This window comes from Microbacterium sp. SORGH_AS_0454 (assembly GCF_031453395.1).
In the GTDB taxonomy this organism is placed as follows: Bacteria; Actinomycetota; Actinomycetes; order Actinomycetales; family Microbacteriaceae; genus Microbacterium.
Map to the genome: position 1 here is coordinate 2,917,050 of NZ_JAVIYS010000001.1, position 23,809 is coordinate 2,940,858.

General features: G+C 69.8%; 21 protein-coding genes. 17 read left to right on the forward strand and 4 right to left on the reverse strand.

Annotation, left to right across the window (positions count from 1 at the left end):
* Positions 1-8 precede the first annotated feature (8 nt).
* The 6 genes from ruvA (at position 9) to QE454_RS14135 (ending at position 7,285) form a co-directional block, all read left to right on the forward strand.
* A complete protein-coding gene (ruvA, locus tag QE454_RS14110) occupies positions 9-629 on the forward strand; it encodes a Holliday junction branch migration protein RuvA (protein WP_307460422.1) in 621 nt (206 codons plus the stop codon).
* Positions 622-1,668: a Holliday junction branch migration DNA helicase RuvB gene (ruvB, locus tag QE454_RS14115; protein WP_210075111.1), complete on the forward strand. Its 1,047-nt coding sequence runs from the start codon at positions 622-624 to the stop codon at positions 1,666-1,668. The genes ruvA and ruvB overlap by 8 nt, the downstream gene beginning before the upstream one ends.
* A gap of 80 nt (positions 1,669-1,748) precedes the next feature.
* Positions 1,749-2,192: a preprotein translocase subunit YajC gene (yajC, locus tag QE454_RS14120; RefSeq protein ID WP_307460417.1), complete on the forward strand. Its 444-nt coding sequence runs from the start codon at positions 1,749-1,751 to the stop codon at positions 2,190-2,192.
* A gap of 47 nt (positions 2,193-2,239) precedes the next feature.
* Positions 2,240-3,949, forward strand: coding sequence for a protein translocase subunit SecD (gene secD / locus QE454_RS14125; RefSeq protein WP_307460413.1), 1,710 nt, complete (start codon positions 2,240-2,242; stop codon positions 3,947-3,949).
* Positions 3,949-4,935 carry a protein translocase subunit SecF gene (gene secF / locus QE454_RS14130; RefSeq protein ID WP_307460410.1) on the forward strand — a complete coding sequence of 329 codons (987 nt, stop codon included), beginning with the start codon at positions 3,949-3,951 and terminating at the stop codon, positions 4,933-4,935. The genes secD and secF overlap by 1 nt, the downstream gene beginning before the upstream one ends.
* 100 nt (positions 4,936-5,035) lie before the next feature.
* Entirely contained in the window at positions 5,036-7,285 is a 2,250-nt protein-coding gene (locus tag QE454_RS14135; protein WP_307460407.1) for a bifunctional (p)ppGpp synthetase/guanosine-3',5'-bis(diphosphate) 3'-pyrophosphohydrolase, read from the forward strand.
* Here QE454_RS14135 and QE454_RS14140 read toward each other — a convergent pair.
* The 3 genes from QE454_RS14140 to QE454_RS14150 all read right to left on the reverse strand — a co-directional run bounded on the left by QE454_RS14140 (position 7,282) and on the right by QE454_RS14150 (position 9,976).
* Positions 7,282-7,836 carry a hypothetical protein gene (locus QE454_RS14140; RefSeq protein WP_307460404.1) on the reverse strand — a complete coding sequence of 185 codons (555 nt, stop codon included), beginning with the start codon at positions 7,834-7,836 and terminating at the stop codon, positions 7,282-7,284. The two genes, QE454_RS14135 and QE454_RS14140, sit on opposite strands and share 4 nt — an antisense overlap.
* 64 nt (positions 7,837-7,900) lie before the next feature.
* Positions 7,901-9,526 (reverse strand): DUF349 domain-containing protein, encoded by a 1,626-nt coding sequence (locus QE454_RS14145; RefSeq protein WP_373459411.1) that lies wholly within the window; start codon positions 9,524-9,526, stop codon positions 7,901-7,903.
* Positions 9,527-9,658: 132 nt separating this feature from the next.
* Positions 9,659-9,976, reverse strand: a complete 318-nt coding sequence (locus QE454_RS14150; protein ID WP_307460400.1) for a dioxygenase — start codon at positions 9,974-9,976, stop codon at positions 9,659-9,661.
* A 131-nt stretch (positions 9,977-10,107) separates the two neighbouring features.
* Between QE454_RS14150 and QE454_RS14155 the strand changes: the two genes are divergently transcribed.
* From QE454_RS14155 to QE454_RS14205, 11 genes are all read left to right on the forward strand, one after another.
* Entirely contained in the window at positions 10,108-11,469 is a 1,362-nt protein-coding gene (locus tag QE454_RS14155) for a replication-associated recombination protein A (RefSeq protein WP_373459425.1), read from the forward strand.
* 186 nt (positions 11,470-11,655) lie between these two features.
* Complete coding sequence (gene rpsD, locus QE454_RS14160; protein WP_056231683.1) at positions 11,656-12,285, forward strand: 30S ribosomal protein S4; 630 nt, start codon at positions 11,656-11,658, stop codon at positions 12,283-12,285.
* A 154-nt stretch (positions 12,286-12,439) separates the two neighbouring features.
* Positions 12,440-12,874 (forward strand): hypothetical protein, encoded by a 435-nt coding sequence (locus QE454_RS14165; protein ID WP_307460396.1) that lies wholly within the window; start codon positions 12,440-12,442, stop codon positions 12,872-12,874.
* A gap of 62 nt (positions 12,875-12,936) precedes the next feature.
* Positions 12,937-15,606 (forward strand): alanine--tRNA ligase, encoded by a 2,670-nt coding sequence (gene alaS, locus QE454_RS14170; protein WP_307460394.1) that lies wholly within the window; start codon positions 12,937-12,939, stop codon positions 15,604-15,606.
* Entirely contained in the window at positions 15,603-16,076 is a 474-nt protein-coding gene (ruvX, locus tag QE454_RS14175) for a Holliday junction resolvase RuvX (RefSeq protein WP_210075131.1), read from the forward strand. The genes alaS and ruvX overlap by 4 nt, the downstream gene beginning before the upstream one ends.
* 1 nt (position 16,077) lies before the next feature.
* Complete coding sequence (gene mltG / locus QE454_RS14180; RefSeq protein ID WP_307460393.1) at positions 16,078-18,045, forward strand: endolytic transglycosylase MltG; 1,968 nt, start codon at positions 16,078-16,080, stop codon at positions 18,043-18,045.
* Positions 18,039-18,878 (forward strand): shikimate dehydrogenase, encoded by an 840-nt coding sequence (locus QE454_RS14185; RefSeq protein ID WP_307460392.1) that lies wholly within the window; start codon positions 18,039-18,041, stop codon positions 18,876-18,878. The genes mltG and QE454_RS14185 overlap by 7 nt, the downstream gene beginning before the upstream one ends.
* Before the next feature lie 4 nt (positions 18,879-18,882).
* The gene (aroC, locus tag QE454_RS14190; protein ID WP_210075137.1) at positions 18,883-20,109 is read left to right on the forward strand and encodes a chorismate synthase; all 1,227 of its coding nucleotides are present in this window, start codon (positions 18,883-18,885) and stop codon (positions 20,107-20,109) included.
* Entirely contained in the window at positions 20,096-20,638 is a 543-nt protein-coding gene (locus QE454_RS14195; RefSeq protein WP_307460389.1) for a shikimate kinase, read from the forward strand. Before aroC ends, QE454_RS14195 begins: the two co-directional genes overlap by 14 nt.
* The gene (gene aroB, locus QE454_RS14200) at positions 20,635-21,711 is read left to right on the forward strand and encodes a 3-dehydroquinate synthase (RefSeq protein ID WP_210075141.1); all 1,077 of its coding nucleotides are present in this window, start codon (positions 20,635-20,637) and stop codon (positions 21,709-21,711) included. Before QE454_RS14195 ends, aroB begins: the two co-directional genes overlap by 4 nt.
* Positions 21,708-22,244 (forward strand): GNAT family N-acetyltransferase, encoded by a 537-nt coding sequence (locus QE454_RS14205; RefSeq protein WP_307460387.1) that lies wholly within the window; start codon positions 21,708-21,710, stop codon positions 22,242-22,244. Before aroB ends, QE454_RS14205 begins: the two co-directional genes overlap by 4 nt.
* A 239-nt stretch (positions 22,245-22,483) precedes the next feature.
* On the opposite strand, the gene QE454_RS14210 is transcribed toward QE454_RS14205, so the two are convergent.
* Positions 22,484-23,803 carry an MFS transporter gene (locus QE454_RS14210; RefSeq protein WP_210075144.1) on the reverse strand — a complete coding sequence of 440 codons (1,320 nt, stop codon included), beginning with the start codon at positions 23,801-23,803 and terminating at the stop codon, positions 22,484-22,486.
* Positions 23,804-23,809 lie beyond the last annotated feature (6 nt).

A 23,809-nucleotide genomic window follows, 5' to 3' on the forward strand; every position in this document is an offset into this window, starting at 1 on the left:
CTGGTCCGATGATCTCATCGCTGCACGGTACGGCGGCTCACGTCGCCGACGACTCGCTGGTCATCGTGGTGGGAGGTGTCGGCTTCTCCGTCGCGGTGACCGCCCAGCTGGCACGCACGGTGCACGTCGGCGACGACGTCCACCTGCACACCAACCTCATCGTGCGCGAGGACGCGCTGTCGCTCTACGGGTTCGAGGCCCGTGAAGAACTCACCGTCTTCACGCAACTGATTAGCGTCACCGGCGTCGGCCCGAAGTCCGCCCTCGGCGTGCTGTCGTCGCTGACCGTGCCGCAGATCGCCCAGGCCGTGGCCGACGACTACGACGCACCGTTCCGCCGCGTCTCGGGCATCGGCCCCAAGACCGCGAAGCTCATCGTCGTGCAGCTGGCCGGCAAGCTGCAGGTCGCGCCGTCCGCGGCTCCCGCCGCCGCCTCGCCGCACGGACAGATTCCCGCGCAGGTCACGCAGGCGCTCGTGGGCCTGGGCTGGACGGAACGAACCGCGGCCGAGGCCGTGGCATCCGTCGCCGAATCCGCCTCCGAGGCCGACCGCGCCTCGGTCCAGTCGCTCCTCCGCCTCACTCTCGCTCTGCTGGGTCCCGCCCGGAAGGAGAGCGTGAGTGGCTGACGTCCGCGACGCCGGCACGCCCGACGACGAGGTCGAACTCGCCATCGAAGGCGCCCTGCGCCCCACCTCTCTCGCCGAGTTCGTCGGTCAGCAGAAGGTGCGCGGCCAGTTGCAGCTGCTGCTCGACGCCGCCCGGATCCAGCAGCGCTCTCCCGATCACATCCTGCTCTCGGGCCCTCCGGGGCTCGGCAAGACCACCCTCGCGATGATCGTGGCCCACGAGAGCGGTCGGCCGCTGCGCCTGTCGAGCGGCCCCGCGATCCAGCACGCGGGCGACCTCGCCGCCCTGCTGTCGTCGCTCACGCCGGGGGAGGTGCTCTTCATCGACGAGATCCACCGCATGGCGCGCTCGGCTGAAGAGATGCTCTATCTCGCGATGGAAGACTTCCGCATCGACATCATGGTCGGAAAGGGAGCGGGCGCGACCAGCATCCCCCTCGACCTCGCTCCCTTCACCCTCGTGGGCGCCACGACGCGCGCGGGCCTGCTGCCGAACCCGCTGCGCGACCGCTTCGGGTTCACCGCTCACCTCGAGTACTACGAGCCGGAAGAGCTGGAGCGGGTGGTCTCGCGGTCGGCATCCATGCTCGATGTCGGCCTGCCGGGCACCGCGCGCTCCGAGATCGCCCGCCGTTCGCGAGGAACTCCCCGTATCGCCAACCGCCTGCTCCGGCGCGTCCGGGATTACCTGGTCGTGAACGGCCCGTCGACCGGTACCGACGAGGGTCACGCCGACGTGCGCACGGTGGGCGCCGCCCTCGATCTCTACGACGTGGATGCCATCGGGCTCGACCGCCTCGACCGGGCCGTCCTCGATGCCCTCGTGCGCCGATTCCGCGGGGGACCGGTGGGGCTCAGCACCCTCGCCGTGGCCGTGGGAGAAGAGCCGGAGACCATCGAGTCGGTCGTCGAGCCGTACCTCGTGCGCATCGGATTCATGGGTCGGACCCCGCGCGGCCGTGTGGCGACTCCCGAGGCGTACGACCACCTCGGAGCACCCCATCCCGACGGCATGCTCCGATTCACCCGGGGGTCATGACCTATACTCGGCGGGGGATTCCCCGACCCACGCTAGGCAGTGCCGCACGGCGCGCCTGATCTGAAAGGTGCACCGCCTCCATGGACTCCAGTTTCCTCCTGCTCATCCTGTTCGCCGGTCTGCTCGTCTTCATGTTCCTGAGCTCCCGTCGGCGCATGAAGAAGCAGAAGGCCGAGCTCGAGCAGAAGGCTCGCGAGACGGTCCCCGGCGCCGAAGTGCTGCTGCAGGGCGGCCTCTACGGCACCATCGTCGAGTACGACGCCGAAGACCTCGACAAGCCCGCGCACGTCGAGATCGCCCCCGGCGTCGTCATCAAGGTGCACAGCCAGGCGATCCTGCGCATCGTCGACCCCGCCGCGGGCACGGTGACCGAAGACGAGTACATCGAAGCCGAAGAGACCGAGGCCGAGTACGCCGCCGGTGTCGCCGATGGCGACATCACCTCGATCAGCGACGACCAGCGCGCCGCCCGCCAGCACGCCGCCGACGCAGAGCGCGATGACAAGGACCGCCCCGCGGTCTGATCGCCCCTCCCGCCGTTTCGTTCACCGCCGCACAGAAAGCCGACTCCGTGGCGCCCTCGACTCCTGTCCGTCACGCCTGGCGCGTTTTGACCGGATTGCTCGCCATCACCGGCGTGCTCTTCGGCATCAACGCGCTGGGCGTGTACGTCTTCAACGCCAGTTCCTGGACCCCCGAGCTCGCGCTCGACCTCCAGGGCGGCACGCAGATCATCCTGCAAGCCCAGACCACCGACGGCGCCGCGCCCGACAGCGAACAGCTGGCTCAGGCCGTCACGATCATCCGCCAACGCGTCGACGCCTCGGGCGTGGGTGAGGCCGACGTCGCCACCGAGGGTGGCCGCAACATCGTCGTCCAGATCCCCGGCCAGGCCGATGAGGCCACGCGCCAGCGCATCCAGAGCTCGGCCCAGCTGCAGTTGCGCCCGGTGCTGTTCAGCGGCTCGCCGGCGACCTCGTTCGTGGGTCAGGACGGTGTCTCCACGCCGTACCCGACGCCCGACCCGAGCCTGCCGTCGACGCCGACCGCCTCGCCGACCAATGCGAGCGACCCGGCCTACATCACCCCGGCTCTGCAGGCGCAGTTCCTCGCGTACGACTGCGCGAACCCGCCGAGCAATCCCGCCCAGGCTCCGGCCGATCAGCCGATGATCACGTGCGGCACGAACGACGGGCAGAAGTACATCCTCGGCCCCGTCGAGCTCGACGGCACCGACATCTCCAACGCCACCAACGGTCAGGAGCAGAACACCGGCCAGTGGGCCGTCAACCTCGTCTTCAACGACCAGGGCACGCAGAAGTTCGCCGAGATCAGCCAGCGCCTCTACGGAGCGCAGCCGCCGCTGAACCAGTTCGCGTTCGTGCTCGACGGCTCCGTGCTGTCGGCACCGTCCATGAACGGCATCATCGTCGACGGTCGCCCCAGCATCACCGGCTCGTTCACGCAGGAGTCGTCGAAGGCCCTCGCCGACCAGCTGAAGTACGGCGCCCTGCCGCTGAGCTTCCAGGTGGTCAGCTCCGACACCGTGTCGGCGACGCTCGGTTCGCAGCAGTTGCAGGTCGGTTTCATCGCCGGCCTCATCGGCCTCGGTCTCGTCGCGATCTACTCGCTCATCGTCTACCGCGTGCTCGGGACGGTCATCATCGCCTCGCTCGGCGTGATGGCGGTGCTGACGTATCTCGCGCTGTGCGTCCTGGCGTGGCGAGCAGGCTTCCGCCTCTCGCTCGCGGGCGTCGCGGGTCTGATCGTGACGATCGGCTTCACCGCCGACTCGTTCATCGTCTATTTCGAAAGAATCAGAGACGAATTGCGCGACGGCAAGTCGATCACCGCTGCCGTCGAAGACGGCTGGTCGCGCGCCAAGCGCACGATCTACATCTCGAAGTCGATCAACATCCTCGCGGCCGTCGTGCTGTACATCCTCGCGGATGCCACGGTGAAGGGCTTCGCGTTCACGCTCGGCCTCACGACCGCGATCGACATCTTGATCTTCATCCTGTTCACGCACCCCGTGATGCAGTTGCTCGCTCGCACGCGCTTCTTCGGCTCGGGTCACCCCCTCTCGGGGATGGACCCCAACGCCCTCGGCGCCGTGTACCGCGGTCGCGCGCAGTTCCGGGCTCCCGTGGTCGACGCGGGCCGGGTGAAGAAGTCTCGCGGCGAGGCTCAGCGTCGGCAGACGATCGCCGAACGCAAGCAGGCCGAACTGGCGGCCGCCAGCCGCGGTGATAGCCGCTCCACGAAGGAGGGAGACGACTGATGCGCTCCATGTCGCAGCTCGGTAACGACCTCTACTCGGGGAAGACGTCCTTCCCCTTCGTGCAGCGTCGTCGCCTGTGGTTCATCATCGCCGCGGTCCTCGTGATCGGCGCGGCCCTCGTGCCGCTGTTCCGCCCCGTGCAGTTCTCGATCGAGTTCACCGGCGGCTCGCAGTTCACGGTGTCCAACCCGTCGACGTTCGACCAGGCTCTGGCCACGCAGGCCGTCACCTCGGTCGTCCCGGATGCCGCGACGCGCGTCACCACGATCAGCGATCAGTCCGTGCGCGTGCAGACCGACCAGCTGGACAACGACCAGACGCAGGCGGTCTCGGCCGCCCTCGCGACGGCATACGACGTTCCCACCTCGGAGATCACGAACTCGTTCATCGGACCCACCTGGGGCAACGACGTCACCCGACAGTCGCTCTGGGGTCTGTCGATCTTCCTCGCGCTGACCTTCCTGATCCTGGCGCTCTACTTCCGCACGTGGAAGATGTCGGTCGCCGCGATCATCGGTCTCGTCGACGTGCTCGTCATCACCATCGGTGTCTACGCCGTCTTCGGCTTCGAGATCTCGCCGGCCGCCGTCATCGGCTTCTTGACCATCCTCTCCTACGCCCTCTACGACACCACCGTCGTCTTCGACAAGGTGAGAGAGAACACCAGGGACGACGGCGAGATCTCCGGTCGCACGTTCGCGGAGTCGGTCAACCTCGCCGCCAACCAGACGCTGATCCGATCGATCAACACCACGGTGGTCGCGATCCTGCCCGTCGGCGCGATCCTCTTCATCGGTGTGCCGCTCGGCGCGCGCACACTCAGCGACATCTCGCTGTCGATCTTCGTCGGCACGATCGTCGCCGCGTATTCGACGCTCTTCGTCGCCGTCCCGATGTACGCCCTGCTGCGCGAGAAGGAGAAGCCGATCGCTCAGCGTGACGAACGTGTCGTGGCGGCTCGCGAGAAGGCGGGTGTCCCGGCCTGAGGCCGGGGCCCCGCCCCCGGGGTCTCACCCGCGGACCCCGCCTTGGACTCCTGTCTCGAGGCATAGACTTGATCGACTGGCCGTAAGGAAGGGGTGGCACATGGCTGAGACCACTTCCTCCGCGCCGCCGCCGTCTTCGCTCCGGCGTCTGGTCCCGCGCATCTTCTCGCGCGCCGCTCGCCGCGACGACGTCGACAAGCTGCTGCGCACGGTGCGTACGCACCACCCCAAGGGTGACCTCGCGATCATCGAGCGGGCCTATGCCGTCGCCGACAAGGCGCACGACGGGCAGAAGCGCCAGAGCGGCGAGCCGTACATCACGCACCCGCTCGCCGTCGCGCAGATCCTCGCCGAACTCGGCTTGGGACCGAAGGCCATCGCCGCCGCTCTGCTGCACGACACCGTCGAAGACACGGGATACCCCCTCGACGAGCTCGCCGCCGACTTCGGCGACGAGGTCGCGATGCTCGTCGACGGCGTGACCAAGCTCGACAAGGTCAAGTACGGCGACAGCGCGCAGGCAGAGACCGTGCGGAAGATGATCGTGGCGATGTCGAAAGACATACGCGTCCTGCTCATCAAGCTCGCCGATCGCCTGCACAACGCCCGGACCTGGGGCTTCATGCCCCCGCACAAGGCCGCGAAGAAGGCCACCGAGACTCTCGAGATCTACGCGCCCCTCGCGCACCGCCTCGGTATCCAGGCGATCAAGAGCGAGCTCGAAGACCTCTCTTTCGCGGTGATGCATCCCAAGCTCTACGCCGAGATCGACAGCCTGGTCAAGCAGCGTACGCCGCAGCGCGAGCAGTACGTCCAGAACGTCATCGACGCCGTCGACGCCGATCTGCGCGAACTGCGCGTCCGCGGCCGCGTGATGGGACGCCCGAAGCAGCTCTACTCCGTGTACCAGAAGATGGTCGTTCGAGGTCGCGAGTTCGACGACATCTACGACCTCATCGGTATTCGCATCCTCGTCGGCACCGTCCGCGACTGCTACGCGGTGCTCGGCGCCATCCACGCGCGGTGGACGCCCCTGCCGGGGCGATTCAAGGACTACATCGCCACGCCGAAGTTCAACCTGTACCAGTCGCTGCACACCACGGTGATCGGCCCGGGCGGACGCACGGTCGAGATCCAGATCCGCACGCACGAGATGCACCAGCAGGCGGAGTTCGGTGTCGCCGCGCACTGGAAGTACAAGGAGAGGATGGCGGGCGGCAAAGCCGACGCCAAGGCCGTCGACGCCGACATGGCCTGGATCGCGCACATCTCGGACTGGCAGGCCGAGACCGCCGACCCGGGGGAGTTCCTCGACTCGCTGCGCTTCGAGATCGGTGCGAAAGAGGTCTACGTCTTCACGCCGAAGGGCCGTGTGGTCGGCCTGCCGACCGGCGCGACCCCGGTCGACTTCGCCTACGCCGTGCACACCGAGATCGGCCACCGCACCATGGGGGCCAAGGTCAACGGACGCCTGGTGCCGCTCGAGTCGACGCTGCAGAGCGGCGACGTCGTCGAGGTCTTCACCTCCAAGAACCCCGACGCGGGTCCGAGCCAGGACTGGCTCGGCTTCGTCAAGAGCACCCGCGCGCGCAACAAGATCCGCGGGTGGTTCACCAAGGAACGTCGCGAAGAAGCCATCGAACAGGGCAAGGACTCCATCGCCCGTGCCATGCGCCGGCAGAACCTGCCACTGCAGCGGCTGATGAACCAGGACTCGTTCACGGAGGTCGCTCGCCTCTTCCACTACGAAGACGTCTCCGCCCTGTACGCCGCCGTCGGCGAGGGCCACGTCTCGACGCAGTCCGTGATCGAGAAGGTCACGGCGCTCGTCAACGTCGAAGAGACCAACACCGGGCCCATCGACATCCCCGTCGGTCGCAGCCGTGCCCCGCGCGGTGGCGATTCGGGCGTGCTCGTTCGCGGTGCCCCCGACATCCTCGTCAAGCTCGCCAAGTGCTGTACGCCGGTCCCGGGAGACGAGATCGTCGGTTTCGTCACGCGGGGGAGCGGCGTCTCGGTTCACCGCGGCGACTGCACCAACGTCAAGGCGCTGAAGGAAGAGCCCGACCGACTGATCGACGTGGAGTGGGCACCCACCACGAAGAGCGTCTTCCTCGTACAGATCCAGGTCGAGGCCCTCGACCGATCCGGGCTCCTGAGCGATGTGACCCGTGTGCTGAGCGAGCATCACGTCAACATCCTCTCGGCCACCGTGTCGACCACGAACGACCGTCTGGCGCTCAGCAAGTTCGTGTTCGAGATGGGTGACACCGTGCACCTCGACCGCGTGCTCAACGCCGTACGACGCATCGACGCCGTCTACGACGTCTACCGCGTGACTTCCTCCTAGCCGCCGCATCGGCGTTCCGAGTCCGCGGTCGCGAGCAGCGCGATCCCTCGCCGCCCGTAGGGGAAGGTCGGATGCCGATCGAGCCACGCTCGCGCATCGCTTCTCGCTCGCGGATCGGACGCCGCCCACGCGACCGCCGCAGCGCGCTGATGCTCGTCGTCGGAGCGGGCGAGGTCGGCCAGCGTGCGTCCCGGTGTGCTGAGGTGTACGCCGGCGAGCGACGTCGTATCTGCGGGTGGCAGGCGCACGTCGTGATATGTCACACGGGTCCCGTCATGGGCCCGTGTCCGCCTCGTCACGACCCGCTGAAGGTGATGCCGCGTCGGCTCGGTCGGAATCCCTCCGTGCACCCACGCGGCGGTCAGGCGCACCCCCGCCCATCGCTCCCCGAGAAGGGGCAGCAGGCTACGGGCGCGCATCCACGCCGTCTCGACGGCATCGGCGGGCATGAACCCTTCGCCGAGGGGCACCAGCAGCCCGTCGAGACACGCAGCGCTCAGTTCGCTCAAGGCGAGACGCTCCCCGGGGAAGAACAGAAAGGGCGACACCATCCCGTCAGTGTGACGGGGCGGTGTCGCCCGTGACGGTCGAAACCGTCGACCTGTGGAGAACCGATCAGCCGCCGAGGGCGCGGAGCCAGGTGCGGCGTGCTTCGAGAGCCTCCGATGCCTGAGCCGCGGCGCGCTTGTCGCCGCGCGACTCGGCCTCGGCGAGTTCGGCCTCGAGCTTGTCGATCGCGTCGGTCAGCTGGCGCGTCATGTCGTTGGCACGCGCCTTCTGCTCGGGGTCGTTCCGCTTCCAGTCGGCGTCCTCACGGGTGCGCACACTCTGCTCGATCTTGCGGAGCTCGTCGTCGAGGACACGCTCCTTGTCGCGGGGGAAGATCCGGCCGATCTCGTCCCACTCGCGCTGGATGGCGGTGAGCTTCTGGCGGGCGGTCGCGAGGTTCTTCTCGTCGACGATGGGTGCGGCCTTCTCGAGCAGGGCACGCTTCTGCTCGATCTTCTCCTTCGAGGCCTCGGCGTCGGCGGACTCACGCTCGATGCGCGCTCCGTAGAGGGCATCTCCCGCAGCCTTGAAACGAGCCCAGAGCGCGTCGTCGACCTTGCGGCCGGCGCGGCCCGAGGCCTTCCACGCGTCGAGCAGGTCGCGGTATGCCCCGATGCCGTCCTCGCCACGCGGCGCGAGAGCCTCGGCGCGCTCGACGAGACGCGTCTTCGCCTCGCGGGCGGACTTGTGGACCTCGTCGAGCGAAGAGAAGAACTCGCGGCGGTGACGGTCGACCGTGGCGCGGGCGTCGCGGAAGCGGCGCCAGAGCTGCTGAGCGGTCGACTTCGACAGACGGGGGCCGTTCTGCTGGTGAGCCTGCCACCGGTCGAACAGAGCCGTCATCTCGGCGGTCATCTGCTTCCACTGCACCGTCTGCGGGTCACGGGCGGCGAGGGCCTCGGCCTCTTCGACGATCGCGGTCCGCTCGCGCACAGCCTCTTCGGTGGCCTGCTTGGCGGCGACGGCCTCGGTCTCGCTCGCCTCGGCGAGCTCAGAGGTGAGGGCATCCACGCGAGCGATCAGGGCCTCGAGATCGCCCACCGCGGCCGCACCGTCGAGCTTGCCGCGAAGGGTCTTCGCCGTCGAACGGAGGTCGGATGCCGACGCCCCACCGCGACGATGACGCGTCTCGAGCAGGGTGACCTCGCCGGCGAGATCCGAGAACTTGCGCTGGTAGTAAGCGAGAGCTTCGGCGGGCGTGCCGTCGGGGTACTGCCCCACGACGCGCCAGTCCTCACCCTCGCGGACCGAGACGGTGCCCTCTTCGTCGACGCGACCCCACGGCTGCGCGGTCGAAGTGGACGCGGTCTTTCCCGGAGGCGGTCCGGGGATACGCGCGCCGGGCCGCGGAGCGGCGGGCTGCGCGGGCGCGGACGGGGTGCTGGGCGCCTCAGCCGCGTCGGAGGAGGCCTCGACCTCGGCGGTCGCACCGTCGTCGATCGCGTCATCGCCGGAGGGAGCATCGGCGGTGGACGCCGGCTCAGCGGCATCCGACGACTGCTCTGCGATCGGCACCTCACCCGCGGGAGCTTCATGCTCCTCGGCTGGCGCGGCGGCCTCGTCGGAGGAGGCGCTCGGGGCCGAAGATGCATCGGCCTCCGCCTCGACCGAGGTCGTGGCGGTGGGATCGACCTCGACGGCGTTCTCGTCGTCGCGCGGGTCGGAGGTCTCGGGAGTGGGGACGGAAGTCACGGGTAGCACCTCATCGCGGCAGAACCGCCTGGGGGAGAAGGACCCTCCGAGCCTAGTACGCGCGACCCCGGGGTTACAGGATCGAGCCCTGCCGATCACCGCGCGGCGGTTCCCACCGCACGGCGCGAGAGGTCAAGGAGTGGTCGACTCCGACGGCACGGGAGCGGGGACCTCCGTCGAGGCGGGCGTCGCGGGGGTATCGGTCGACGAGGGTGCCGGGTCCGGTGCGCCCGGGCCCGCGACGAAGTAGGCGGTCTGTGCGCCGACCGCGCCGGCGATCAGGACGAGCCCGACCACGAGACCGATGAGATTGTCGCGTGTGCGGCGTCGCCCCTGACGCTCGTGGAGCTCGAGCCGCGCCTGATACGCGCGAGCACGCTCGCGCTGCTCTCGCGCCTGCCGGTCTTTTCCGCGCGCCGCCACATCGACCTCCTCCGCCCGTCCGGGCACGTCGATCCTACAAAGAGCCGTCCAGCGACCGGGTTCGCCGCTCGCAGCACGGTGTCGGAGGCCGCGGTTAGCCTGGAGTGGTGACCCCATCTTCCGCGCTCTTCCAGGGCCAGACACCGCTCGCGGTGCGCATGCGCCCCGTGAGCCTCGACGAGGTCGCCGGCCAGGGGCATCTGTTGCGACCCGGGTCCCCGCTGGTCACGCTCGCGACGACCGACTCCTCGGCATCCGTCACCGCCGCCTCGGTGATCCTGTGGGGCCCGCCCGGAACGGGCAAGACCACGCTCGCCCAGGCGATCGCGCGGTCGTCGGGGCGCCGCTTCGTCGAGCTCTCAGCGATCACGGCGGGTGTGAAAGACGTTCGCGAGGTCATGCAAGAAGCCCTCACGCAGCGCGACCTCTACGGGCAGTCCACGATCCTCTTCCTCGACGAGATCCACCGCTTCACGAAGGCCCAGCAGGACGCCCTGCTGCCGGGGGTCGAGAACGGGTGGGTCGTGCTCATCGCCGCGACCACCGAGAACCCCTCGTTCTCGGTCATCTCGCCGTTGCTGTCGCGTTCTCTCCTGCTCACCCTCCGTCCCCTCGGCGACGACGACCTGGGCGCCCTCGTGGACCGAGCCGTGACCGACCCGCGCGGTCTGGCCGGCCGCGTCGTGCTCGAGGACGACGCTCGCGCCGCCCTGGTCCGCCTGGCATCCGGAGACGCCCGTCGCGCTCTCACCGCCCTCGAAGCCGCGGCCTCGGTCGCGGGCGACGACGGCGTCGCCCCCGCGTCGGCATCCGGCGGAGGCGACGATGAAGACGATGACGACGAGCAGGACCCGGGACCGTTCGTCGACGACGGGGGAGAGCTCCCCGTGATCACCGCCGACCACATCGCCCAGGCCGTGGACCGCGCTCTGCTGCGTTACGACCGCCAGGGCGACGAGCACTACGACGTGATCAGCGCCTTCATCAAGTCGGTGCGAGGTTCGGATCCGGATGCCGCGATCCACTACCTCGCGCGGATGATCGAGGCGGGGGAGGACCCCCGTTTCATCGCGCGGCGCCTGGTGATCTCCGCCGCGGAAGACATCGGCATGGCCGATCCGCAGGCGCTGCAGATCGCCGTCGCGGCGGCGGACGCCGTCGCCTTCATCGGCATGCCCGAGGGCCGCATCCCCCTCGCCGAAGCGACGGTGTACCTCGCGACGACCGCCAAGTCGAACGCCGCCTACAACGCCATCAATGCCGCGATCGCCGACGTACGCGCCGGTGGTTTCGGACGCGTGCCGATGCACCTCCGCGACGCGCACTACCCGGGCGCCAAGCGCCTGGGACACGGCAAGGGGTACAAGTACGCGCACGACAGCGAGATCGGCATCGTGGCGCAGCAGTACCTGCCCGACGAACTCCGGGGCAAGCGCTACTACGAGCCCACGAATCACGGCACCGAGCGCGACGTCTCCGCGCGCCTGGAGAAGATCCGACGCATCCTCGACGGGAAGTGAGCGTGCAGAGGGCACGCGTGGGTGGCTCTGATAGCATGAACCGGCTCGAAACAGGGTTTTCGGGCATCCCCTCCTTCCTGTGATCACCTTCCGGTGCGCCCCGGCGTGCGCTTCGGATCGGGCGGAAGGGGGCGATACGCCCGTGAGCCGTGAAAGGCGCGGCCACGTCATCGGAAGGAGAACTTCGTGACCACGAAGTCTCAGGACCGCCGCAAGGTGCGTCTGTCGCGCGCCCTCGGCGTCGCACTCACCCCCAAGGCCGCCCGCTACCTCGAGAAGCGTCCCTACGCTCCCGGCGAGCACGGTCGCACCAAGCGCAAGGCCGACAGCGACTACGCCGTCCGTCTCCGCGAGAAGCAGCGTCTGCGCGAGCAGTACGGCATCCGCGAGAAGCAGCTGCGCATCGCGTTCAACGAGGCCCGCCGCACCGACGGCCTGACCGGTGAGAACCTGGTCGAGCTGCTCGAGATGCGTCTGGACGCCCTCGTCGTGCGTTCGGGCTTCGCCCGCACCACCGCGCAGGCTCGCCAGCTCGTCGTGCACCGCCACATCATGGTCGACGGCCAGCTCGTGGACCGCCCGTCGTTCCGCGTGAAGCCGGGTCAGCTGATCCACGTCAAGACCAAGAGCGAGGGTCTCGAGCCCTTCCAGGTCGCCGCCGCCGGTGGGCACGCCGAAGTGCTGCCCCCCGTTCCGGGCTACCTCGAGGTCGACCTCTCGACGCTGCAGGCGAAGCTCGTTCGTCGCCCCAAGCGCGCCGAGGTGCCCGTCACGTGTGACGTGCAGCTCGTCGTCGAGTACTACGCCGCCCGCTGACCTCAGCGAGCACAGAAGGGCGCCGGGTTCTCCCGGCGCCCTTTCTGGTTCTCGGATCGCGCTTGCGCGCGACCCACCGCCGATTCCGACCCGATTCCGGGGGAGCTGCCCGAGATGACCCGCGTCGCGGCGGGACTCGCCGAGGAGCGTGCGCGTGTTCGAGCCTCACGCCGCCGCACGAGCCGGTGGCGACCTCGGCGACCGAGTCCGCGGCATCCGACCGGCGGACGCGCGCTCCGCGGGGGCCCTCGCCTACGATGGGGGAATGCCGCGACCGCGGCGTCGTATCGAGGAAGAAGTGGTGATCGTGAGAAGCCTCGTCTGGTTCGCGTTGGGCATCGTCGGCGGTTTCGTCGCCGCCCACCTCGTCAACAAGGACCCCCGCGGGCAGGAGGTGCTCGCGCAGCTCGACTCCCGCATCGGCGAGTTCACCGACCGTATGAGCGACGCCTACCACGCGCAGGAGACCCGCCTCTCCGAGATCATCGACGACGCGAAGAGCGTCGCGTCCTCGGCGGTCGAGAAGTCCGCCGACGCCGTCGACGACGCCGCCCGCGCCGCCGAGAAGGCCGTTTCCCCCTCCGACTGACCCCCTCCGGCCTCCCGCCCCCACACGTGGGGCGGATCCGCATGCGTACGGAAAGACCCGCCATGAAAACCGCCGAGATCGCCCAGCGCTTCCTCGACTTCTTCGAGAAGAAGAACCACACGATCGTCCCCTCGGCCTCGCTCGTCACCGACGACCCGGCCCTGCTGTTCACCGTGGCGGGCATGGTGCCCTTCATCCCGTATCTGAGCGGGGTCGTTCCGCCGCCCTATCCGCGCGCTGCCGACGTGCAGAAGTGCATCCGCACCAACGACATCGAAGAAGTCGGCAAGACCCCACGTCACGGCACCTTCTTCCAGATGCTCGGCAACTGGTCGTTCGGCGACTACTTCAAGGAAGACGCGATCCGCTTCGCCTGGGAGCTGCTGACGGCCCCCGAGTCGGAGGGCGGCCTCGCGTTCGATCCGAAGGACCTCTGGGTCACGGTCTACGAGGAGGACGACGAAGCCCGCGACCTCTGGCTCGAGCTCAGCTCCCTGCCCGACGAGCGCATCCAGCGCCTGGGCAAGGACACGAACTACTGGTCGACCGGTCTGCCCGGCCCCGCCGGTCCCTGCTCGGAGATCTTCTTCGACCGCGGTCCCGAGTACGGCATCGACGGAGGCCCCGCCACCGACGACGACCGCTACGTCGAGATCTGGAACCTCGTGTTCATGCAGTACGAGATCACCAACGTGCGCTCGAAGTACGACTTCGACATCGTCGGGGAGCTGCCCGCGAAGAACATCGACACCGGCATGGGCCTGGAGCGCATCGCGTTCATCAAGCAGGGCGTCGACAACATGTACGAGACCGACCAGGTGCGCCCCGTGCTGGATCTGGCCGCCAAGCTCGCGGGCAAGTCGTACGGCCAGGAGTCGCACGACGACGACGTGCGCCTGCGCATCGTCGCCGACCACGTGCGCTCATCCCTCATGCTGCTCGCCGATGGCGTCACCCCCTCGAACGAGGGCCGCGGCTACATCCTGCGCCGCATCATGCGTCGCGCGATCCGCTCGATGCGCCTCCTCGGCGTCGACGGCCCCACGTTCCCCGAGCTGTTCGCCGCCTCACGCGACGCGATGAAAGAGTCCTACCCCGAGGTCGAGGCCGATTACGCGCGCCTCTCGGCCTACGCGATCGCCGAGGAGCAGACGTTCCTCCGCACGCTCGCGGCCGGATCCGCGATCCTCGACCAGTCGGTCGTCGAGGCCAAGAACGGCGGCGGCACCACGCTGTCGGGCTCCGAGGCGTTCCTGCTGCACGACACCTACGGCTTCCCGATCGACCTCACGCTCGAGATCGCCGAAGAGGCCGGGCTGTCCGTCGACCGCGGCGCCTTCGACCAGCTCATGCTCGAGCAGCGCACACGTGCCAAGGCCGACGCCCGCGCCCGCAAGGGCACGATCGCCGACCAGAGCGCCTACCGCGAGTTCCGCGCCCACGGCGAGACCGTCTTCACCGGCTACACCGAGATGCAGACGGAATCGCGGGTTCTCGGCATCCTGATCCAGGGGGTCGGAACCGACCGCGCGGCCGAGGGCCAGATCGCCGAGGTGATCCTCGCCGAGACCGCCCTGTACGCCGAGTCGGGTGGCCAGGTCGCCGACAAGGGCGTCATCGTCGGTCCCGGCTACGAGCTCGAGGTGCTCGACGTGCAGCGTCCCGTTCCGGGTCTCGTCAGCCACACCGTCGAGGTGACGACCGGTGAGGTCTCGGTCGGCGCGCCCGCGACGACCGTCGTCGACGCGCTCAACCGCCACGCCGCCCAGCAGGCGCACACCGCGACTCACCTGGTGCACGCGGCGATCCGCGACACCCTCGGCAAGACGGCGACCCAGACCGGTTCGCTCAATCGCGCGGGTTACATGCGCTTCGACTTCAGCTGGGGCTCCGCGCTGTCGCCCGAGACCCGCACCGAGATCGAGGACATCGCCAACAACGCGGTGCGCGACAACCTCGAGGTCACCACGCGCGTGATGTCGCTCGACGAGGCGAAAGCCGCGGGCGCCATGGCGCTGTTCGGCGAGAAGTACGGCGACACCGTGCGCATGGTCGACATCGGCGGTCCCTGGTCGCGTGAGCTGTGCGGTGGCACGCACGTGTCTCGCAGCGCCGAGATCGGCCTGGTCAACCTCGTGGGCGAGCAGTCGGTCGGCGCGTCGAACCGCCGCGTGGAAGCCCTCGTGGGCCTCGACGCCTTCCGTGACCTCGCCGCCGAGCGCGCGATCGTCTCTCAGCTCAGCTCGAGCCTGAAGACGCCGCGCGAGCAGCTGCCCACCCGCATCGCCGAGTTGGCCGCGAGCCTCAAGGCCGCCGAGAAGAAGATCGCGGCGTTCGAGGCGCAGGCCCTCACCGGTCGCCTGCCCCAGCTGGTGGAGTCGGCCGTCGCCGTCGGCACCGTGCGGGTGGTCGCACAGAGCCTGGGGGAGGGCGCCTCGGCAGACGACGTGCGCTCGCTCGCGCTGCAGGTGCGCGACCGCCTGGGCAGCGACCCCGCGGTCGTCGCTCTCGCGAGCACCACCGGCGGCCGCGCCACGGTGGTCGTCGTCACCAACGACTCCGCGCGCGAACGGGGGCTCGCCGCGGGCGCCCTCGCCAAGGCGGCGGCCGGTGTGCTCGGCGGCGGTGGCGGAGGTCGTCCCGACGTCGCCCAGGGCGGCGGAACGGATGCCGCGGCCCTGCCGCAGGCGCTCGAGGGAATCGTCTCGGACGTGAGGACGACGATCGCGTGACGTCGTTTCGTCGCGGCATCCGATTCGGGATCGACGTCGGGCGCGCGCGCGTCGGCGTGGCGCGGTCAGACCCGGACGGGGTACTCGCCGTTCCCGTCGAGACGGTGCCTCGAAAGGGCGAGCCGATCCGCCGCATCGCGGCTCTGGCGGCCGAGTACGAGGCATTCGAGATCCTGGTGGGGCTGCCGCTGAACCTGCGCGGTGAAGACACGCCGTCGACGACCGACGCCCGCGCCTTCGCCGCGGCGCTGGCCGCTGCTCTGCCGATGCCCGTCCGCCTGGTCGATGAACGCCTGAGCACCGTTTCGGCGCACAGTGTTCTGCGCGAAGCAGGGCGTTCTCAGCGGGATTCTCGTAGCATTGTGGACCAAGTCGCCGCCGTGGTGCTTCTGCAGCAGGCGATCGATGTGGAGCGACAGTCCGGCGAGCCGGCCGGACCCGCCGTAACACCGGGACAGGAGCCCGCCTGACATGCCCGAGAACCAGCACCCCGAAAACGATCCGTTCGCGGATCTTTACGGTCGTCTGCCCGACCCGCGCACCGGTACGCGCTCCTCTCGCCTCCCCGGCGGCGAGGATGCCGCTCCGCCGTCGCGCCGGGCCGCCCGCGAGGCCCGACGCGCGGCGACCGAGGCCACGCCGACCATGTCCGCGGAGCAGGCGGTCGAAGGCACGTCCACCGCGCCCGCCGATCGCGGAGCCGAATCCACGGCCGCACCGCGAGTCGCGGACGCTCAGCCGCCGCTGGAGCCGGCCGCTCCCGCCGAACATCCGACAGCCTTCCCCGCCGAGCCGTCGGGTGCTTCGCGCCCCGGCTCGACACCCGCGCCTCGTGCCGCAGCCGAGCAGGCGGCAGGGAGGGAGTCTGCGCCCGCGCGACGCACCGATTCCCCTTCGCCGCAGACCCCGCGAGCCGCCGCGTCCGCTGGCGGCCGCGACGAGGCGGCGCCGGGGCCGCGCCGCAGCGGTGCTCCCGCCGCGGCCTCCGCGACGGCGCCGGAACCGGCGGCCTCAGACCGTGCCACGCGCTCTGTCCGAGATCAGGCGCCTCGCACGACCTCCGCGCAGAGCACTCCCTCCCAGCCCTCCGGCGCCGCGCAGCCCGCCCGTGACACGCAGTCCGCCGCCTGGCAGGCCGCCGCCCGCCGCGCGGACGCTCCCCGTTCCGGATCCGAGTCTCGCCGCAACGAGCCTTCGCGCGACCGCGAACCCGCCCTCGTCGGAGCCGGCGCGGGAACGGCGGCCGCATCCTCCACCACGCCTCGCAGCACGGCATCCGGATCTCTCGAAGACCTCTTCACCGGTGAGACCACCACGCAGCAGATCGGCTGGGCACCTCAGAAGCCTCCGAAGCGGCGCCGCGGTGGGGGTCGCTGGATCGCCCTCGCCATCGTGTTGATCCTCGTCGGCGGTGTCGCCGGCGGCGGCTTCCCGCTGTGGAACACCTACGGCGAACGTATCCAGGCGTTCCTCGGCAACGGCGAGCCGCTCGAGTACGAAGCGGGACAGGCGACCGGCGAAGCACGCGTCACGATCGTGTCCGGTGACACGGGCCAGTCCGTTTCGCCGAAGCTCTTCGAGGCGGGCGTGACGAAGGCGACCAACTCGCTCTACAAGTACATGGTCGACAACGCGGTGGGGTTCACGTTCCAGCCCGGTGTCTACAAGCTGCAGCAGCAGATGACCTCGGAGGCGGTGATCGCCGCGCTCCGCGACCCGGCCAACCGTCTCGACAACTCGGTGCAGCTGCGTGAGGGGCTCACCCTGACGCAGTCGCTGGACATCATCTCGGAGCAGGCCGGCATCGCGCGCGCCGATCTCGATGCCGCGGTCGCGACCCCCTCGACCTACGGGGTCTCCGCCTCGACCCTCGAGGGCTGGATCTTCCCCGCGACCTACGATTTCGACGACGGAGTCACCGCCCCACAGGTCATCGATCGAATGGTCAAGCGCACGATCGAGTCGCTCGACAAGGCCGGCGTGGCGCCGAACGATCGAGAGCGCATCCTCACCATCGCCTCGATCATCGAACGCGAAGCCCGCAGCAGCGAGGACTTCTACAAGGTCTCACGCGTGATCGAGAACCGTCTGCAACCCGACAACACCGAGACGCACGGTCTGCTGCAGATGGACTCGACGGCGCAGTACGGCGCGAACGAGCTCGACGCCGGAGCCTCGTCGTCGAGCGCGAACGCCCTCAACAGCGACAATCCCTACAACACCTACAAGTATCCCGGGCTCCCCGTCGGGCCGATCGCCAACGCCGGAGACCTCGCGATCGACGCCGCGATGCACCCCGTCGACGGCCCCTGGTACTACTTCACGACGGTGAACCTGTCGACGGGGGAGACGGTGTTCTCGACCACCTACGCCGACCAGGAGAAGGCGGTCGCGCAGTTCCAGCAGTGGTGCCGCGAGAACCCGAACGGCGGATGCTGACCGGGCCTCGCCGCCGTCTGGCCGTCTGGGGCGACCCGATCGCGCATTCGCGGTCGCCCCGGCTGCACGCGGCGGCGTACGGCACGCTCGGCCTCGACTGGGACTACGGGCGCCGACGGGTGGGCGAGGCGAACTTCGCCGCTGCGGTGGAAGAACTGGATGCCGCCTGGCGCGGCCTCTCGCTCACCATGCCGCTCAAGCACGCGGCCGCTCGCGCCGCCGTCTCGCTCGACGACGACGCGCGGCTGACCGGCGCCGTGAACACCTTCCTGCTGGCCGAGGGCGGCCCCCGCGGTTTCAACACCGACGTGGGCGGCCTGGCCCGTGCCCTCGACGAGATCGGTGTGCGCGAGCCCGGGGCGATCCGCGTGCTCGGTGCCGGAGCCACAGCGACCTCCGCGGTGGTCGCCGCCGCCCGTACGGGAGCCGGTCTCATCGAGGTCCGCGCGCGGCGGCCCGAGGCGGCCGCCCCCCTCGGCGCCCTCGCCGACCCCCTGGGGGTCGTCGTTCGCGTCGTCGCCCTCGACGACCCCGAGCTGTCACCGGTGGACGCCACCATCGCGGCTCTGCCCGGGGGCACCGATCTCGGCCGCGTCGCCGACGATCTGGCATCAGTCTCCGGTCCGCTCGTCGACGTCGTCTACGGCGGCTGGCCGGCCCCGCTCGCTCAGGCGTGGGAACGCGCGGGCGGCGAGGCGCACGACGGTCTCGCGATGCTGCTGCACCAAGCTCTGCTGCAGGTGCGCGTCTTCGTCGGGGCAGACCCCGAGGTCGCCCTCGAACGCGAGACCGAGGTGCTGGCCGCAATGCGCACCGCGCTCGTGGGAGACTAGGACCATGCTTCGCGTTCTCACCGCCGGCGAGTCCCACGGCCCCGAGCTGATCGCCCTCATGGAAGGGATGCCGGCCGGCGTCCCCATCTCTTCGGCGCAGATCCGCGCCGAACTGGCGCGCCGTCGCCTGGGATACGGTCGCGGTTCGCGCATGAAGTTCGAAGAGGACGAGCTGTCGCTGTCCACCGGCATCGTGCACGGCTTCACGATCGGAAGCCCCATCGCCCTGCGCATCGGCAACACCGAGTGGCCGAAGTGGACCGAGGTGATGAGCCCCGAGCCCGTCGAGCTGTCCGACCGCTCGCGCGGCCGCGGCGCCGCTCTCACGCGCCCCCGTCCCGGCCACGCCGACCTCGTCGGCATGCAGAAGTACGGCTTCGACGAAGCCCGGCCCATCCTCGAGCGCGCCTCGGCCCGCGAGACGGCCGCGCGCGTCGCACTGGGTGCCGTCGCCCGCTCGTTCCTCAACGAGCTCGGCATCCGCCTGGTCAGCCACACCCTCTCGATCGGCCCCGTGCGTGTCCCCGACGACGCGGAGTTCCCCACGCCCGACGACGTCGACCGCCTCGACGCCGATCCGCTGCGCTGCTTCCACGCCGAGACGAGCGCGGCCATGGTCGCCGAGGTCGACGACGCCAAGAAGACGGGCGACACCCTCGGCGGTGTCGTCGAGGTCCTCGCCTACGGCCTTCCGCCGGGGCTCGGCTCCCACGTGCAGTGGGATCGTCGACTGGATGCCAAGCTCGCTCAGGCGCTGATGAGCATCCAGGCGATCAAGGGGGTGGAAGTCGGCGACGGCTTCCTCACCACCACCCGCCGTGGATCGCAGGCACACGACGAGCTGTTCGCCACGGGCGACGGGATCACGCGGTCGTCCGACCGCGCGGGCGGCACCGAGGGCGGCATGTCCACGGGAACCGTGCTGCGCGTGCGTGCCGGGATGAAGCCGATCGCGACGATCCCCAAGGCCCTCCGCACGGTCGATGTGGCCACCGGCGACACCGCCGCCGCCCACCACCAGCGCTCCGACGTCTGCGCGGTTCCGGCGGCCGGTGTCGTGGCCGAAGCCATGGTCGCGATCACCCTCGCCGACGCGGTGCTCGAGAAGTTCGGCGGCGACAACATCGTCGAGACCCGCCGCAACGTCGAGACGTACCTCGCGAACCTCCCCGAGACGCTGCGCACGACCGACGCGTCCGACGCGGCGCTGCTCGCGCATGACCTCGCCTGAGCAGCCGAACGCGGGTTCGGCCGTCGTGCTCATCGGTCCGATGGGCGCGGGAAAGACCAGCGTCGGGCGCCGCGTGGCGCGAGCGCTGGGCACGCCCTTCACCGACACCGACAAGCTCGTCGTCCGCGACCACGGCCCGATCCCGGCGCTGTTCGTCGCCCACGGCGAGCCGCACTTCCGCGCCCTCGAGCGCGAGGCGGTCGTCGAGGCCCTGGCCCGCGGCGGAGTGGTCGCGCTCGGTGGGGGAGCGGTCCTCGACCCGTTGACGCGCGCGCGCCTGCGCGAGCACCGCGTCGTGCTGCTGACCGTGGCGCCGCACGTCGTGGCATCCCGGATCCACGGCGACGAACGGCCGTTGCTCGGCGGAGAAGACCCCGTCGCGCGCTGGCAGCGCATCTTCGAAGAACGGCGGCCCGTGTACGAGCAGACCGCCGACATCGCTTTCGACACCTCGTCCGGCCCGCTCGCACGGGTCGTCGACGACATCGTGGCCTGGGCACGCCGTGTGCCGGCCGGAGAGACGGTATGACCGACACCACCACCATCAGCGTCGCCGGCGAGCCCGGCTACGACATCACGATCGGACGGGGCCTTCTCGCCTCGCTCGGCGAGGCACTGCCCGCGGCGGCGCAGAAGGTGCTGGTGGTTCACCCGCCGACGCTCGCGAAGCAGGCCGAAGAGCTTCGCGCCCAGCTCGTGGGCGATCGTCAGGTGCTGCTCGCCGAGATCCCGGATGCCGAGGCCGGAAAGCGCGTCGAGGTCGCGGCGTTCTGCTGGCAGGTCATGGGGCAGGCCGACTTCACCCGCACGGACGTCGTCGTAGGGTTCGGCGGCGGCGCGGTGACCGACCTCGCCGGTTTCGTCGCCGCGACCTGGCTGCGCGGCGTCGCTCTCGTGCAGGTGCCCACGACAGTGCTGGGGATGGTCGATGCCGCCGTCGGCGGCAAGACCGGCATCAACACCGCCGAGGGCAAGAACCTCGTCGGGGCATTCTGGCCGCCGGTCGCCGTGGTGTGCGACCTCGACCTGCTCGACACGCTCTCGAAGAACGAAGCGACCGCCGGCTTCGCCGAGGTGGTCAAGGCGGGCTTCATCTGGCATCCGGAGATCCTCGATCTCATCGAGGCCGACCCGGAGGGGATCGTGAACCCCCGCGGAGACGGCTTCCGTCGCTGCGTCGAACTCGCGATCGACATGAAGGCGCGCGTGGTCGGCGAAGACCTGCGAGAGGCCGGACTGCGCGAGGTGCTCAACTACGGGCACACGCTGGGACACGCGATCGAGCACGCCGAGCGGTACCGCTGGCGTCACGGCGCGGCGATCTCGGTCGGCATGGTGTTCGCCGCCGAGCTGTCGCGCCTGGCGGGGCGGCTCTCGGATGACGTCGCTCAGCGCCACCGCACGGTGCTGGAGTCTCTGGGTCTTCCGACGACGTACCGCGCCGGGGCGTTCCAGACCCTGAAGGCAACCATGCAGCGCGATAAGAAAAGTCGGGGCAGCATGTTGCGCTTCATCGTGCTCGACGACCTCGCGCGTCCCACCGTGCTGCAGGCGCCCGACGAATCGCTGCTCTTCGCGGCGTATCAGGAGGTCGGTGCGTGAGCATCGCCGTGCGCCGCGTGCGCGCGGATGAGGGTGCCCGCGTGCGCGAGCTACGACTGCGCGCGGTCGGAGACCCGGTGGCATCCATCGCCTTCCTGACCACCCGCGAGGAGGAGCTCGAGCGCGACTCGGCCTTCTGGGACGAGCGCGCGGCGGGCGGTGCCGCGGGGCAGGCCGCGGCGATGTTCGTGGCCGAAGACGGCGACGCGTGGGTCGGATCGCTGACCGTGCTGGTTCGCCGTGCGGGCGATGTCGACCACACGGCGCGGCGGCTGAGCACGGGGCGCGCTGACATCGTCGGCGTGTACGTCGCCCCCGAGGCGCGGGGGAGCGGAGCGATCGACGCTCTTCTCGACGCCGCCGCGCGCTGGAGCGCCGAACAGGGCTTCGAGACACTGTCACTCGACGTGCACGTCGACAATGCCCGCGCTCAGGCCGTGTACCGGCGCGCGGGATTCGAGCCGACCGGCGAGACGTTCACGGGGCCGATCGGCGCCGAACTCGCGATGAGCCGGTCGCTGCGCACGCTCTGACGCGCGCGCCGCTGCGCCGACGTCCGCACGCAGGTCGGATTCCCGCGCCGAAATCGGAACACCCCGCCCGCTTCCTCGAACCCGTTGCGAGTCTCCGGATCGATGAGGCGCGCGAGTGCCGAGGCGGTGGCATCCGGTCCTGATTCCCTCGCGAACCCGACGTCGAGCGCGGTCTTCCGAGATCACCCGTGCGCGCGAAAGCCCCGCCTTCCGGAGAGGACGGGGCTTTCGCGAGCCGATCAGACCGTCGCAGGAGCGCGGCGCTCAGCGGCGAGGCCGAGCTGATCGGTCGGGACGTCCTTCGTCTCGCGGGCGGTGAGGGCGCTCACCGAGGCGATCACGGCGATGACGGCGGTGAAGACGCTGATGACGACCCAGCCGCCGGCCGATCCGCCGCCGAGGGCGGCGACGATGCTCGGGGCGAAACCGGCCATGAGGAAGCCGAGCTGGGTGCCGATCGCCATGCCCGAGAAGCGGACGCGGACGCTGAACATCTCGCCGTAGAACGAGGGCCACACGGCGTTGGCCGCCGCGTATCCGCACGAGAACGTGAGGATCGCCAGACCGAAGGTGACGAGGTTGTTCCCGGCGCCCATCGACAGCATGTAGAACGGCATGAACGCCGCCGACGACAGCGCGCCGTAGATGAAGACGGGCTTGCGTCCGATGCGGTCGGCGAGCGTGCCGAACAGCGGCTGCGTGAACAGCGCGACGACGTTGGCCACGACGACGAGCCACAGGGTGACGCTCGCGTCGAGACCCTCTTCCTTGCCGTAGGCGATCGCGAGGGTGCCGAACACGGTCGAGACCGCGGCGATGAACGCGCAGCAGATCACCCGGAGCACGTCGCGCCAGTGGTTCTTCAGCAACGGCACCAGCGGCATGCGGGCGATCTGGCCGTCGGCCTTGGCCTGCTCGAACTCGGGCGTCTCGTGCAGGCTCCGTCGGATGAAGAACGCCACGACCACGACGACGGCGCTCAGCCAGAACGGCACGCGCCAGCCCCACGAGAACTTGATGTCATCGGGCAGGGCGACCACCGGGATGAAGATCAACGCGGCGAGGATCTGTCCACCCTGGGTGCCGGTCAGCGTCCACGAGGTGAAGAACGAGCGACGCGAATCCGGAGCGTGCTCCAGGGTGAGAGACGACGCTCCCGCCTGCTCGCCGGCGGCCGAGAGCCCCTGGGCGAGACGGCAGAGCACCAGCAGCACCGGGGCGAACCAGCCGATCTGCGCGAAGCCGGGGAGGCAGCCGATGACGAAGGTCGACAGCCCCATGAGCAGCAAGGTGAACATCAGCACCTTCTGGCGTCCGATGCGATCCCCGAAGTGGCCGAGGATGACGGCGCCGAAGGGCCGGGCGATGTACGCGAAACCGAAAGTCGCGAACGACATCACGAGTGCGGCCTGATCGCCCGAGGGGAAGAACACCGTGGGGAAGATGAGGGCGGCGGCGGAACCGAACAGGAAGAAGTCGTAGTACTCCACGGCGCTCCCCATGAAGCTGGCGGTGGCCGCCCTCACGGGAGTCTTCCGCGTCGTTGCGGTGGTGGTCATGGACGA

Bases quoted from the DNA above. Each gene is read 5' to 3' on its own strand.
- ruvA (WP_307460422.1), top strand. From the start codon at position 9: ATGATCTCATCGCTGCACGGTACGGCGGCTCACGTCGCCGACGACTCG.
- yajC (WP_307460417.1), top strand. From the start codon at position 1,749: ATGGACTCCAGTTTCCTCCTGCTCATCCTGTTCGCCGGTCTGCTCGTC.
- secF (WP_307460410.1), top strand. From the start codon at position 3,949: ATGCGCTCCATGTCGCAGCTCGGTAACGACCTCTACTCGGGGAAGACG.
- QE454_RS14135 (WP_307460407.1), top strand. From the start codon at position 5,036: ATGGCTGAGACCACTTCCTCCGCGCCGCCGCCGTCTTCGCTCCGGCGT.
- QE454_RS14140 (WP_307460404.1), bottom strand. From the start codon at position 7,836: ATGGTGTCGCCCTTTCTGTTCTTCCCCGGGGAGCGTCTCGCCTTGAGC.
- QE454_RS14155 (WP_373459425.1), top strand. From the start codon at position 10,108: ATGCGCCCCGTGAGCCTCGACGAGGTCGCCGGCCAGGGGCATCTGTTG.
- alaS (WP_307460394.1), top strand. From the start codon at position 12,937: ATGAAAACCGCCGAGATCGCCCAGCGCTTCCTCGACTTCTTCGAGAAG.
- mltG (WP_307460393.1), top strand. From the start codon at position 16,078: ATGCCCGAGAACCAGCACCCCGAAAACGATCCGTTCGCGGATCTTTAC.
- QE454_RS14185 (WP_307460392.1), top strand. From the start codon at position 18,039: ATGCTGACCGGGCCTCGCCGCCGTCTGGCCGTCTGGGGCGACCCGATC.
- aroC (WP_210075137.1), top strand. From the start codon at position 18,883: ATGCTTCGCGTTCTCACCGCCGGCGAGTCCCACGGCCCCGAGCTGATC.
- QE454_RS14195 (WP_307460389.1), top strand. From the start codon at position 20,096: ATGACCTCGCCTGAGCAGCCGAACGCGGGTTCGGCCGTCGTGCTCATC.
- aroB (WP_210075141.1), top strand. From the start codon at position 20,635: ATGACCGACACCACCACCATCAGCGTCGCCGGCGAGCCCGGCTACGAC.
- QE454_RS14210 (WP_210075144.1), bottom strand. From the start codon at position 23,803: ATGACCACCACCGCAACGACGCGGAAGACTCCCGTGAGGGCGGCCACC.